Raw genomic sequence first — 14419 nt, 5'->3', positions numbered from 1 at the left:
AACTGTTCCACATGTTTTAGCCTTACATATAGCCTTAGGACTCACCTTTATGCCGTCAGTTACTAATGAACTAATCGTAATTTGATTCATTAGATGAATAGGGTATAGTCCCTATCCGCAGATTTGATATACCTTATTATCATTTCCACAACTGAAAAGGTATGGTTTTACCTCCTCCATATTTCTAAGGAACGGATAGTATCGACACGTACATTCAGTGATTCGCCAGAATCTATGATTCATTCTATCCATAGCTATTTTATGGCGTCCCGATTACTTTTCTTACCATGTTCCCTGAGGAATTTAGGTTCGATTTTCACCGCCTTCAACGGGCTCATAACAATGATAGGGTTCTCTATTATTGCTATCCGTAGTATTAGACCTTTTCAAGAGTTTACGATGTTCTTGCAAGACTTACTTCCGAGTCTTGATAGTCAAACATGCAGTTAGAACATTTTATAGTTCCCTCGCTTTTATATAGTGTGTTTCCACAACTTTTTGTGCGAGAACAGTTCACACAAGGTATCTTCCCACGCCCCAAAGTACAGCAGCTCTTTTTAAACTATTCGAAAAGCCACCTTTTACAGAACTGTAGTCAGATTCTTCACTTCCATCCTCTTTTGATATCCAACGTTCATTCAAAAACACTGATATGGTACATTTCGTTGCCTTCTCACCCCATTTTTCATAAGACACTTGCCATTTATCAATACCAAAGACTTCATCAAATCGGTCCTGAATGGCGCGTGCGTCAACAAATGGAGCTACATACGCAAAAAAACGACCTTGGCTTTCAAATGTATGTGTAATTTTCCAACCTAATTGTTCGAACGGAAATTCAGCTTGTAAACTTTCCATTATATTCGTCATAATAATCCTCCTGTATTACTTGTTATTTCGAATCTGGGTGTTACCACTCTTTCTTTCGAAGTTCATCAATCATTTCACATATAATTCCTCTGTTTTCATGAAGCAGCCAATCCTCATAGGAAGTAATATCTTTTCCTGACTGAATGGATAGACGCTTATTCAAATCCTCTATACTTTTACAACTGATATTCCTTGCTGCATAAATGAGACTTAAACTTACTTTCAAATCTCTTAAATCAGAAATGGTAATATCCTTAAATGTCGTAGCTTTCGTATTGAAGTTTTGATTGTGCGCTTGCAACATTGATAAAGAACTGATCCATAAAGGATTAGCTAGTTCTTTAATTTCTTTAATAATGTCATGTAAATGAGCATCATTTTGTAATTTCCCTTGTGATTTTTCCATGGCTAAATTCATGATGTTTCCCCCTAATTAATAAAATAATTGCCTAAAGTGCTGGCTATACAATAACTCCAAACTTGAAGACAACACAAAAAGGGCTTCTTCAAGTCGATTAAAAATGTGCATAGCAAAATAAGCTATAAATACACTAATCGGCTCAAAGAAGCCCTTTCATAAATGAAACAAGACGCAACTTGCTTCTACAACTCAACCACAACACAAAAAAGGTGTGGGAATAAACGGAATCAATTAAATAATAAATATATCTGTATATTAAACTATCTTTATTTTTAATGCAAGTAAAAAAGAGTGAAACAACCGTATCACTCTTTCATCCATAGTATATTATTTGCTCCAAAACTCATTATAATACCAAGCTCGATAAGAAACATGTTCTGAAACATCCATTATTTTCATACGTCTTCTATGATTTTTAGGGTGAACAGGTATACTATATACCTTCGCATCGTCTGGTTTCATCATATCTTCTACTTCAATTTTTACAACTTTTAGATGGTATGGCATACGACCATTGCTAAAAATATCCCCTACACAAATTGTCCAAAGACTTGTTTCTATTTCAGTTACACTATTCATTTTATATTCTCCTCTATAAATTAATAAAAAAGACACTGAACAAATACGTCCAATGTCTTTTTTCCCTCTTATATACTAGTTAACTCAAAGTATAATTTTTCTGGTTTTCCATACATGTTAATTTCATTTTGATATACGACAGCTAATTGCTGAGACATCTCAATGCTTTCCACATAGGATAATGAAGCGGCTGCTTCTATTTTTTCTTTAATCTCATTAGGAATGGCTGAGTAAGATAAGCTATCCATTTTACTTCCTAATTTAGTATCTGTAGCAGCTTCATAATAAATTTCGGTAATTAGGACCTTATTATCATCTGGATCATACATATATCCTCGGTTAACTGTAATCATATTGTAGTGCTCCTCTCAGGTTTACATTTTCTAATTCCTTGTGCTTTTAGCATTGCAACAAGTTCCTTACCTATATATAAATCCCATATTTTCTATAGTTGCATTCCATTCTATATCTACTGTACTATGTCTCTTTTATGAAATGTTCTTAAAAACGGAGAGTTCAGAAATTCTTAACAAAAGTAGGATATGATAAACCCTTGGATTTGGTTGAAATTTCTTACCGCTTTTATTATTCGACATTCTCTAAATTAGCTTTTTTACAGTGTAATAGCATAGGCCCAGGAGCCTTTTTCAAACCTGAATGTATCAAGATCTTTATCTATACGATAGAAAACATTCGGTTCATGCTCTGAAACTACTGCAAAATACATATAGACTGTCCCTTTACCTAAATATTCGATTCTCTCAATTGACAAAGAGAACATATCCCTCATAAGTTGTTTACAATATAAAATCTCTCTTAATTCTTTTTCAACATTCATAATATACACCTACTTTATTAAATTTATGGTAGTAAATTTGCTATAACACATGGGAAATTTACAATCTTTTGACGATGATAGATTTCTTCTACGGTGTCATAGATTGCTATATGTCCATAATCTACCTTTACTCGCTCATGCAAATCTAATCGTTTTATATTAACGTACTCTACTTCACCATAATCACTTTGCGCTTCCATTAAATAAAATCCTACTGCTTCATATGGACTATTGGCTGCAATAAGTGCTATAGCTTGATTTTCCCCGTAACTAACCTTATAAAATTTCATTAATAGTTCCCCTCCCCAAATAGAAAAAAGCACCTTAAAATTGTGCTTTAGTCACTCTTATTATTCGTTTAGCCTAAATGGTCTAATACAAGTATTTCCTAACTTAAAGACAACACAAAAAGGGCTTCTTTAAGTCGATTAAAAATGTGCATAGCAAAATAAGCTATATATACACTAATCGGCTCAAAGAAGCCCTTTCACAAATGAAACAAGACGCAACTTGCTTCTACAACTCAACCACAACACAAAAAAGGTGTGGGAATAAACGGAATCAATTAAACAATAAATATAGTTATATATTAATCTATTTTTATATCATATTCAATTGTTTTAAGGGAACAAAAATAAGAAGGGAATTTATATATAGTTGTTTTATGTACTATATAATAATGCCCCTGTTTCAACGTTTATAAATCCCCTCTTATTTCAGTTCTTGTTGTTACTTCATGTACTGCATTTCAAAATAGAGTTTTTCTGGTTTTTGATTTTGGTCTAAATAACAAAGTATTTCTGGAATGGTTTGTTCTTCTACTTCCATACTTTCCATATAAGACATACTTTCGTTTTCTTGAACTTTTTTAAAAATGGAAGTAGGGAGTTTTTCTGCAGCAAACACACCCATTTTGCTTCCTAACTTTTGTTCGGATGCAGCGTTGTAGAAAATTTCGTTTACAATGACCTCATTATCATCTGGATCATACATGTACCCTCGTTGTATACGTAGCAATGTGTTACCCCTTTCAAATATATTCCTTTACACGAATGATTATATTTGTATATATTGTTTTTCTGCATAAAGGTGTCAAAGAATATTATTTCGTAAAATCCGTAATTTGTATAGGGGCAGATACAGGATAATTAATTTTCTTAAGTTGTTTTTAATGAGAAGATTGTTTGCAACCGATTTGAAATGGTAATTATGAAGTTTGTTTTTTTATATTTGTATATGTTAAAATAATGAATTAAAATAATATTTTATGTAAATATAGGAGGATTTATGAAATTATACAAAATTATTACTGCTATTATGTGTTTTGTAGTATTAGCAGCGTGTTCAGTATCTAAAGAAGAATATATTGAAGCAATAGCAAAGGTAGGACATGAATCTGGTGAAGAGATGGAGAAGGCGAGTGACAAATCTCTATCATTTAATGAGAGAAAAGAACATGCTGAAAAAGCTATTTCCCTCATTAATAAAATTCAAAAAATAAATGCTCCTTCTGAATTTAAAGAAGCACATGAAGACTATAAAAAATACTCTAAAATGTTAATTAATGAAATTAATAAAATGCCAGAATTAACTAGTAAATCAACCAATATGTTTGATAACACTAGCGAAAAAGATTTAGATGAAATGTCTAACTACTCAAATTCCTTCGAGGAAAAATTAGGTGAAAATGCACGAAACCAACTTCATGAAAAAAATAGAGATTATAGACGTATTACTAAAGAAGAATATATATCGATTGTCTCTAAGGAATTAAAAGCATTTCTTGCTTGCTTTAAAGATGATAAACCATTTGCGAAAGATAAAAAATCTGTACAAGCTCTTATGAGACAAGCCCAGGAGCATCTTGATAAAGTGTTAACTGCAATTCCGCCTAAAGAATTAGAAGAAGAAGAAAAAATATTTAGAAAAGCTGGGGCAAAATTATGGGAAGCTACAGATATACTTTATTTTGATCCTACTATGGAAGAAGAAGATACACTAGATAAGTTTAATAGTCTATATGACGAGGGTATACAGTTACATAATGAATTTATGGAAAAACTACTTAAAAAGGTTTAGCCTACATTACGAAATTCTAAAGCTTATATAAGAAAACTAGCCACCCCTTAAGAGTGCAGGGGTGGCTTAGTTTGTTATGAATAACTTTGTATTTAATTGTTTAATCTCCCCTTCTGCAAGGGGCTCATAAAATGCATGTTGCAATCCTTGTATGTGCAAGGTTTCTCCTATACATAACAATACTTTACCAGGAAGCAGGTCGAGTAATAGTTCATTATTAATTTTCTTTGCTTGGTTTTCAGTAGAAACATATATAACTAAGACTGTAGGATTGTTTCCTAAATCTTGCATAATAACATCTTTTCCTGACTCTACGAAATCTTTCCATCGAGCAATAATTCGTTTTAAACGATCCTTTTTATCTGTTAATAGGGAGGAGTATACAACGAAATTAAATTTATGATTTACTCCGCCTTGCACTGCAAAACTTAAAGGAGGGGTAAAAACCCCTTTACTAATAGATGGATGCATGATATGCCCTAAAAACGATGGAGCATAACGTAGATGGCAGATTAAATCTATATCGTGCCAATAACGTAGGTGAACATATTTACCGTGATTATCAATTCGTTCTGGAGCAAAGAAGAACATATTTCCCTGCCAGTATTTTAAAAATTTGTAACCATTGTCGGATAACGTATATGTTTCTTCAAAGATCTCCATATCAAAACTCTCCACTTGCCATTTTTCAATTAGACGGTAGTAAAGTAATCCTTGAAGTGCATCATTTATTTTCTTACGTGAATATTTATCCTTAAATAAATATAATAAATGATTAAATCGAACAGATGTATGAACACCAATGAAAGCAAGTACGGTATACTGTTCTTCTGTTAAACGCTGCTTAAACTTAACCAATTCGTCAAAAGAATGGAATACATAGGTTTTATCCAGTTCATGTATTCGATATATTTTAAGTCCCTGTACATCCTCACTTGATAAATGAGGAATAGAAGGGACATAAGTAGGCAATTGTTTCTCTATTGTACGCATAGTCATCCATTAAAATTGGAAAATTGACGAATTAGTTTTTTTACTTTGTCCCTGCGGATAATTTAGGATACGCACTGTACCTTTTCTATTTTTGGCGTCGATATTAAGCAGCTCACATGTAACAATCGTTTGATTTTTCGCATCTTCTACAGTTGGATTGGCAAGATTACGGCTCTTGAGTCCTTTAAACTGAATTCCTGGTGCAACCTCTACGAAAATACCCGCAATAGCGTCTACCCCTACAATTTTACCTACAAATCGGTCACGGCGTTTCTTTAGTTCTAACAATTTTTCAATTGGATCTGTTTCTAGTTTCTTTTTATTTCCTCTAAATTCATAACGGCCATTCTTTTCCCCTACTTTATCGATGATAAGTTCTACAACATCACCAATGACAATATCCTCCGGACGGACGAATGTATAGGACCAGTGTGAGTACCGTACACCTATTGTTACACCGTGTACTTCAACTAAGACTGTTTGTGCAGATGGGATATGTCCTGAAACGGTTCCTGTGTATACCTTGTTGCCCTCTTGCGCTGTCACTTCTTCATATAATCTTTTTTGAAGTGCCAATTCTCCTGCAGTGATAGATACAACAGCAAAGTTGCCTTCCTCCGTTTTTTGGAAGTGTTCAATGATTAAAGGCTTGGTTCTACCAACTAGCCATTGAGGATTTTTAGGAACATTTATACCTGCCTCTGTAATGGGGCAATATGCTGTTGTATGAGTACCAATTTGCATTGTAAGTACTTGTATACGCTCAGACTTTCCGTTTTTAGTTGGGAATAGCTTTTCAGATACGACTGTAATCAAGCCTTTTCCTACAGTACGCTCACGTTTCATACGGGCTAATTCCTCTAGTTCATGATCACGTACTCGCTCAAATTGATTAAAGTTTGTTTCTAGCACTGTGTCACCTTGTAGGTTCTCTGCTTCAAAAGCCATTCCAAGTTCTTCTACAGTTTGAGTGTTTGTCTTATCTTCTGCCATTATATTTTCCTCCTAGAACGTAAAAAAGGACACACCTGTACCGTTGGGATGGTACGTAAGGTGTGTCCTTCACGTAAATTATGGTTTATTTATATAGTTGTTAATACAAATATAATGGTATTTCTACTCAAATGCAAGAATAATTTTAAAATCATAAGTTTGCTATAGGTTAAATCAAAATCTAGAATGCAGCCTTACTAGGGGGACCGCTAGTATTTCGGAAAAAACACGCTAAGAGTATGCATAATTTTATACAATTTTTCGAGTAATTCAGTAACAAACGAGAACCCTAAAACCGCACCAAGATAGGAATGTATAAAAAATTGAATAGATCCATAGAACAAAAAAAAGCGGACTCCCTGTGAGAGTAAGGGCCCGCTTTTTTCCTCTCTACCAATAATGATGCGTTATGTTAACTGTACTTGTATACAATATACAAAACAAAAATACTTTTTTAGATGCAAACACATATAAGATATCTAAAGTTATAGATGAACAAAATGTACTATTGAAGAATATATAAAATATATATCAAATATATATCAAATATAGTACAAGCCTATTCATTACATCCTTAGTAAAAATAAAATTTTATGGCTTTTGGAGGAAAACATATGCCCAAAAAAGTTCTCTTGTTTACAGATTTGGGAATTGATGATGTGTTTGCTATTCTGTACACCTTTTTTCGTAAGGATATCCAACTTGTGGGGATTGTAGCGGATTATGGAAATGTATCGAGAGAGAATGCTATAAAAAATATTAACTATTTGAAGTATATTTCGGGAAGAAAAGAGATACCCGTATTTCTCGGTGCTTCTGTACCTTTAACAGGTATATTGGTTCAATATTTTCCTGAAGTACATGGAAAAGTAGGACTAGGACCTATCATTCCACCTGAAATCCCTTATCCAATTTATCCCATAAATGATATTTACAAAATTATAAACTCAAATTTAGACGATCTTACAATTATCAATTTGGGAAGACTTTCATCATTGGCTACGTCATTTATTTTGAATTTAGAAGCAATGCGGAATGTGAAAGAATACATTTGCATGGGTGGAGCCTTTTTTTACCCCGGAAACGTGACTGCTGTGGCTGAAGCTAACTTTTACGCAGACCCTTATGCAGCAAACTTAATTCTGCAGCATGCGAAGAATTTGACAATTATTCCATTAAACGTCACCCAACACGCGATTGTTACACCTGAAATGGTTCAACAAATTGATGCATTTCACCGGAATACACAAGACCTTGCAGGACTCATCATCAAACCTATGTTAGACTACTACTATAATTTCTACTCTAAATCGAATCCTGGCATAGGAGGAAGCCCTATGCATGATTTTGTAACAATATGGTATTTGTTGAATCCAGATGCAGTTCGTCTGTCAAAAGTGCCCATCAAAGTAATTCCCGATCAAGGAGAAGGATTTGGTCAAAGTATCGCAGACTTTCGTTTTGTGACAAATCCAGGTTATAAAACACATAATATCGCTTTTCAGTTCAATTATGAAAGATTTAAGAGAGATATTATGGAAACATTTTTAAGGAAAAGACTATAGCATATCCTAAGTAAAGATAAAAATACATATTTAAAAAAGAATTATTTATAGTTGGATGTATTGTAGTTGCTATGAGTTTACTAAAATAGAACTTCCTATATCGAGAATTATGGTGCGACAAGAAGTCGCATTCCCACAGGGTAGCTTCTGCTACTAGATTAGATGCAAAGTCTATCTCCATCCGAAACTGCGGACTTGGTAACGGGCTCGTGGGTTGCATGAGGAAATGTGGAAACAGAGAGTCTGTACATGACTCGGAATACCGCTAGGAGAAGACAGGTACGGTGAACGAGAGTGAAGGCTCGTAAGCTTCGTAATCGTTAGCTTGGGATAATGTACAGCTCTACCCAGGTCTTGATAAGAGGAAAGGCATTCTCATAATACTGCCGCGTTGCATCCCGCAACTTATCCGGAGTAAAGAGTCCACCTAACCCTGTCGTATCTGTGGAATGTGAAACTTGGTAAGCCCTATGTCATCTGCGCAAGCAGTAGGATGACTGTAAAGTCAAACGATGTGGCAGAGGGTAAAGGATATAAGAGAAAGCAAAAGCCGCTAGCCGAAAGGAAACAGGAAAGCATAGAAATATGTATAACTGAGCGGATATTGTCGTCCTTACGGACAAACCCATGACAAGCCTGAAAGGGAGCCCACTTCTTATAGGTCTTCAACATGGAAATACATTTGTAAGTTATCTTCTGACGAATAGGAGCGTGCAGTTATGAACACCTCAGAACGAGCGTCGGCGCACGTCTCGTATACAAACTGGAAAGCAGTTCAGATGTATGTGACGAAGTTACGACAAAGAATTTACCGTGCCGAACAGTTACAGCAACAAAGAAAGGTAAGAAAACTTCAACGCTTACTCATGAGAAGCGAAGCAAACTTACTGTTATCAATTAGACGAGTAACACAGCAGAATAAAGGAAAGCGAACAGCAGGTGTTGATGAACATACAGCCTTGAGTCGCAGAGAAAGAAATCTTCTCTATGAGCAACTCAAAAAGTTAAATACGCTACAACACCGACCAAAACCAGCAAAACGTATATACATTGTGAAGAAAAACGGAAAATTGCGACCGTTGGGCATCCCAACTATAAAGGATAGGGTATATCAAAATATAGTGCGAAATGCCCTTGAACCACAGTGGGAAGCCAGATTTGAAGCTATTTCTTACGGGTTTCGTCCTAAGCGAAGTACCCATGATGCCATACGAAGCATTTTCAATAGAATCAACGGGGGCACAAAGAAGAAATGGATATTTGAAGGAGATTTTCAGGGCTGTTTTGATCATCTCAACCATGAGTGGATACTCAAACAAACTTCTTACTTCCCCGGAAGAAAACTATTGAAGCGATGGCTCAAGATGGGATACATGGAGCAAAGCTTTTTCGCGGAAACGCAAGAAGGTACTCCGCAAGGAGGAATTATCTCGCCACTTCTCGCTAACATTGCCCTTCATGGAATGGAAGAAACCTTGGGAATTACTTACAAGAAAAACTATAAAGCTAATGATAGTTATATTATGAATCCTGCTTGCAAATTTACCCTTATCCGTTACGCAGATGATTTTGTGGTCTTAACGGAGACAAAAGAACAAGCACTCTCTGTATATATGAGACTTCGTCCCTACTTAAAGGACAGGGGATTGGAATTAAGCCCTGAAAAGACGAAGGTTACACATATTGAGGAAGGATTTGAGTTCCTAGGATTCTTGATTCGGCAGTACCAAACTGAACAGGGGAATAAACTGTTCATCAAACCAAGTAAGGGCAGTAGACAGAAAGCGAAGAAGAAAATTGGAGATACTTTACGTGTCATGAGGGGTCAACCCATCGGAGAAATCATCCGAGTGCTTAATCCTATTATCAGAGGATACGGGCAATACTGGAAACATGTCGTTTCTAAGAAAATCTTTGGTACAATGGATAGCTATATCTATTGGAGAATCGGCAAACATCTTCGACAGCTCCATCCAAAGAAGTCGTGGAAATGGATATATGCAAGATATTACAGGCATCCACATCATGGTGGAAATGCTTGGACACCAACCTGCCCGAAAACAAATATCCAACTCTTACATATGTCATGGATTAAGATTGAGAGACACAACATGGTGAAATTCAAAAATAGTCCTGATGACCCAACATTGAAAGAATACTGGGAAAAAAGAGACCGTAAGGTATTTGATACGGAAAACACGATGGATAGAATGAAGCTGGCTAGAAAACAAGGTTACCGCTGCGCTATCTGCAAAACTCCACTACAAAACGGGGAAAAGGTAGTCGTAAAAGACATGCCTGTTCCGCAACACCTCATATTGTCTAATTTAAACTTAAAATTAGTTCACTTACCTTGCCTATACTAAAGGGACTGAAATCGGATAAAAAGAAGGCTTGAGCCGTATGATGGGAAACTGTCACGTACGGTTCTGAGGGGAGTTGGGGGCAGCGATGCCCCCCGCTTACCCGACTAAATAAGCTGCCTATATGGGCAGCTTATTTTATTTTTGGCTTAGCGTGGTTTTTTCCGAAATGCTGGCTATACCAATACTAGATTTAATTTAAGATTTACAAACTATTAATCAAAGAAATTATTCAATTCCTTACTCATTACGTTCGATGTTTTGGGCTTTGGTTTCTCATTTTTATTAAGCAGCGACTGCGTAGTATTATTCTTATTTTTTTGATGAGATTTTAAGTGCTCTTGGCGTTCTTTATAACTCATAGGTTTATATTCTGGTTGCTTCTCATCATTTTTCGAATGCTCTTCTCTATTTTTTTCTAAGTTTTCTTGTACCGTAATACTAATAGATTCGTAAACTTTTGCTACATCTTCATCTAGCTTGTTTTCTTCGATATGATTAAGCGTTTCTTCAATTGGAACCGTGTTGATTTCTACATGTGTTTCTTCTAGCTCTGTTATTGTAACGGGAAGTGAAGTAGATTCTATACTTGTTTCTGCAGTTCCTATCATTGTAACGGGAAGTCCATCAGATGGGAATTCTTCAAACAATGGTTCGGTCTCAACAGGAATCACGGAATGAATAATGGAATCTTTATTCCAATCTTGCTCTAACATAGTAATAGATAATTCTTTGTTTAGTTCTGCTACCTCCATGTTTATTTCATAGCATTCTTCCATAGGAGGTAATGCTATATCTATGGTTTCTTTAATATCTTCTTTCACGGCCGGTTCTTTTATTTCAGAGCTTATACTTTCTACATGTGTTTCTTCTGCTATAACAGGCAGTTCACCATTTCGTTGTAAGGCATCTATTAATCTCGATGCACGTGTATAACTAATTTTAAACGTGTCTTGTAGTACAGATATAGAGATACTTCCCGATTCCTTCACAAAACTTAAAACATCTTCGTATAGAATATCCTTAAAGGAGCTAGTTTCCTCTTGTTCGATTTCTTCGCCTTCAATTGGAATTGCTACTTCCGGTGAAATAGTATTGTCAGGTGAATGAGTAGTAATAACACTTGTTTCTTCTGATGTACTACTATTATTTGAAATTAATACTTTACGAGGACCATCCCCTGTGTAAGAACTTACAACTAGATTTTGTTCTAACTTCTCAATATATTGCATAGATTTCATATAGCTAATCTTGAATTTTCTTTGCAGAAGAGATGGCGAGACTTGTTGTGATTCGATAATAAATTCCTTAATATCTTCATACAACTTATTTTCAACTTCATCATCAACATTCCCCTGCTGGTTCATTGCTGCAGGATCATTAGATAAGGTTTCATTTTGAGACTTTTGTCCCTTATAATCCTCCAATGATACAATGTGTTGATGCTCCTCGTTTGTTTCTATGGAGTTATTCTGTTCAATCTCACCTTCTTGTATAGGTGGTAATGGTTGTATTTTCTTCATGTTTTCTGCATCTACATGCTTCATAGGATTAGCTTTTTCTATAGATTCATTAATAAGGCGAAGACGCTCATTTTCCCAATATTCACCTGTTTTTGTATCTACTTGAATAATTGCTTGGGCAAATTCTTCTTTTGGTACAAAGTTACTTGTGATTTGTTGTACAGGTTGCACATGATTATCTTGTACGATACGAGCAGCACAGATGAATGCCCCTTGTGCCATGATATCTCCTGGTGACATAACAACTTCTTTCGTTTTTTGATAGGTTGATCCTAGTCGACTAACTGGATTCTCTTGCATAGGAGAAATGCCCTGTTCGGATTCTGCCTCTTTAAATTCCTCTTTCTCACCAAACATGTCAGAGAAAATTTTTGCATCATATGGTGTTACATCTCCAAATATCATTTTGTTACGGAATGAACCTAGTAAAGTAAACATGTATTGCTCTGTGAAGTCGAGAGCTAATTGCGATAGTGTTTGGCTAGCGATTGTTAAAATTACTTTATATTTACGAGATTGTGCAGGGAATTCTTTAAACGGCCGCACAACGTAATCCGGAAACTCATCGACAATAATATGATGGTAAGGTGAGACGTTTGGATCTCTACGGAATACTGCATTTTGCATACTTAACAATACAAATTTTCCTAATACGTTTGAAAGGTCTGCTAATTCTCCTTTTGCCGTATTGACTAACAAAATCCCACCCTGCTCTAAATGAACATCGAAATCAAAATCGGATTTTCCAAATAAAACACGTCGTATTAAAACGTTTGAAGCTAAATCTTTTAATATGTTGCGTAAACCTTTTACATATTCTTCTTCTCTGTCATAATGCATCGGTTGTCCGCGGTATTTTCCCGATTTATAAACGGCTGGTTCACCTTGAAAATCCAGCTTTTCACGAATGGTATTATCAAACCATTCGTCTATACCTTTTATAATTTTATATTCATTTTTTTGGTCACGTGAAGCTGCTCCACTTTGAACAAAATCATATAACTTTTCGACCTGTACCTTTAATAGCTTATGCATTCGGTGAACACGTTCTACATCGTCATACATCTCAATCAAATCGTCGAAGGTAACATCTTTTTGTGGGTTGTGAAGCTTTAATAAATAGATATGTTGTTTAAGGTGGTTACGCTGCGCTTGTTCAAAGAATGCATTGTTAGATTCAGACAAACCTTGAATAACCATTGCGAAAACTTCTGCTACTTTATCTACTGGTCCTCGCAGAATGTTTATATTTTTGGTATCAGGATTAGTTGGATCAATGTAGTAAACTGCACTTTCAGGTATTTTATGTGCTTGCACTAACTTAAAAACCTTTTGGCATAAATCATTACTCGGTTCGATAACAGTCACACCATTTAAAAATGTTCCTTTTACTTCTTCTGTATGATAATCCTTCTTTTTAAAGACATTTATGAACTTATTGATAAAACGCGCCATCCAATGTAAATCTTGATTAATCATGGGAATAATTAAACTAGATGTTTTACCAGAACCAATAGGACCAATAATAATACAATTTAACGTTCTATCTTTCCCCTTAATACGAACCATCTCTTTATGCTCAATATGCGGTCCAATTTCTACATCAGGATATATTTGTTCTTCTTGGCTATTAAACCATTTTTGTAATTTGTGATTTTTATATTCGTATTTTTGTACCCACTTTAATATCTCTTCTCGGTAGCGAACAATATGCCCACTATACCAAAGTGTAAACAAAATCATAAATACTGTTGGTAAAAATACAAAAATCATAGTGAGTGTGTGAAAATTACCTGTTAAGACATGACCTAAGGCTTCATACTCACCAAAATTAAGATGTTTTGATTTATCCGCTAGATAAGGAATAACCTTTGCATGGATCGGAGCAGTTGCAAACCATAAAAATTGAATATCAACCGCAAAGTGGGAAGCAACCAAGATTATTAGTTTCCCATTATTTATATGTAAAGCTGGAATACGGCTGTAAAACCTAAAGCTAAACTCTCCTAATAGTAAAGAAAAGAACATTAAAATAAGCGGTACATATGTAATTTCTATAGGATAAGACGGTGGTTCAAATGCATAGTAGAGTAACTTGATGTAGTTTACTAAACCGAATCCAAATGAAAGAATAAATCCGCTAATTAAGCCGATTGTAGTAAATAACGGTAATCGTTGTTTAAATGTCTCCATAT

General features: G+C 35.1%; 12 protein-coding genes and 1 pseudogene. 3 read left to right on the top strand and 10 right to left on the bottom strand.

Translation table 11 applies throughout. From position 1 onward, the window contains the following. Positions 1-519: 519 nt before the first annotated feature. The 7 genes and pseudogenes from NLJ82_RS28510 to NLJ82_RS28480 all read right to left on the bottom strand — a co-directional run. Positions 520-870: pseudogene (locus NLJ82_RS28510) on the bottom strand (Rad52/Rad22 family DNA repair protein); the annotation flags it as partial. A 40-nt stretch (positions 871-910) separates the two neighbouring features. Then, complete coding sequence (locus NLJ82_RS28505; protein ID WP_046647673.1) at positions 911-1288, bottom strand: hypothetical protein; 378 nt, start codon at positions 1286-1288, stop codon at positions 911-913. 330 nt (positions 1289-1618) lie between these two features. Then, positions 1619-1870: a hypothetical protein gene (locus NLJ82_RS28500; RefSeq protein WP_046647675.1), complete on the bottom strand. Its 252-nt coding sequence runs from the start codon at positions 1868-1870 to the stop codon at positions 1619-1621. A 68-nt stretch (positions 1871-1938) separates the two neighbouring features. Further along, positions 1939-2223, bottom strand: coding sequence for a hypothetical protein (locus NLJ82_RS28495; RefSeq protein WP_046647677.1), 285 nt, complete (start codon positions 2221-2223; stop codon positions 1939-1941). A 260-nt stretch (positions 2224-2483) separates the two neighbouring features. Beyond that, positions 2484-2708 carry a hypothetical protein gene (locus NLJ82_RS28490; protein WP_046647679.1) on the bottom strand — a complete coding sequence of 75 codons (225 nt, stop codon included), beginning with the start codon at positions 2706-2708 and terminating at the stop codon, positions 2484-2486. Positions 2709-2731: 23 nt separating this feature from the next. Beyond that, positions 2732-2998, bottom strand: coding sequence for a hypothetical protein (locus tag NLJ82_RS28485; RefSeq protein ID WP_001996153.1), 267 nt, complete (start codon positions 2996-2998; stop codon positions 2732-2734). Positions 2999-3437: 439 nt separating this feature from the next. Beyond that, positions 3438-3701: a hypothetical protein gene (locus NLJ82_RS28480; protein ID WP_001996246.1), complete on the bottom strand. Its 264-nt coding sequence runs from the start codon at positions 3699-3701 to the stop codon at positions 3438-3440. A 294-nt stretch (positions 3702-3995) separates the two neighbouring features. Between NLJ82_RS28480 and NLJ82_RS28475 the strand changes: the two genes are divergently transcribed. Beyond that, a complete protein-coding gene (locus tag NLJ82_RS28475) occupies positions 3996-4787 on the top strand; it encodes a hypothetical protein (protein ID WP_046647683.1) in 792 nt (263 codons plus the stop codon). Between the two features lie 66 nt (positions 4788-4853). Here the strand turns inward: NLJ82_RS28475 and NLJ82_RS28470 are convergent, their stop codons facing one another. Then, positions 4854-5780: a hypothetical protein gene (locus NLJ82_RS28470; protein WP_046647685.1), complete on the bottom strand. Its 927-nt coding sequence runs from the start codon at positions 5778-5780 to the stop codon at positions 4854-4856. Positions 5781-5789: 9 nt separating this feature from the next. After that, entirely contained in the window at positions 5790-6773 is a 984-nt protein-coding gene (locus NLJ82_RS28465; RefSeq protein WP_000796697.1) for a hypothetical protein, read from the bottom strand. A gap of 614 nt (positions 6774-7387) precedes the next feature. Here NLJ82_RS28465 and NLJ82_RS28460 point away from each other — a divergent pair. After that, the gene (locus NLJ82_RS28460; protein WP_001125083.1) at positions 7388-8338 is read left to right on the top strand and encodes a nucleoside hydrolase; all 951 of its coding nucleotides are present in this window, start codon (positions 7388-7390) and stop codon (positions 8336-8338) included. A gap of 719 nt (positions 8339-9057) precedes the next feature. Then, positions 9058-10704 carry a group II intron reverse transcriptase/maturase gene (gene ltrA, locus NLJ82_RS28455; protein ID WP_001097732.1) on the top strand — a complete coding sequence of 549 codons (1647 nt, stop codon included), beginning with the start codon at positions 9058-9060 and terminating at the stop codon, positions 10702-10704. A 212-nt stretch (positions 10705-10916) separates the two neighbouring features. Here ltrA and NLJ82_RS28450 read toward each other — a convergent pair whose 3' ends face one another. Further along, a complete protein-coding gene (locus NLJ82_RS28450; protein ID WP_000447304.1) occupies positions 10917-14417 on the bottom strand; it encodes a DNA translocase FtsK in 3501 nt (1166 codons plus the stop codon). Positions 14418-14419: the final 2 nt, after the last annotated feature.

The sequence above is a fragment of the Bacillus paranthracis genome (assembly GCF_024296885.1).
In the GTDB taxonomy this organism is placed as follows: domain Bacteria; phylum Bacillota; class Bacilli; order Bacillales; family Bacillaceae_G; genus Bacillus_A; species Bacillus_A paranthracis.
The sequence above is the reverse complement of the archived record's forward strand: the minus strand, read 5'-3'. Positions and strand labels throughout refer to the sequence as shown.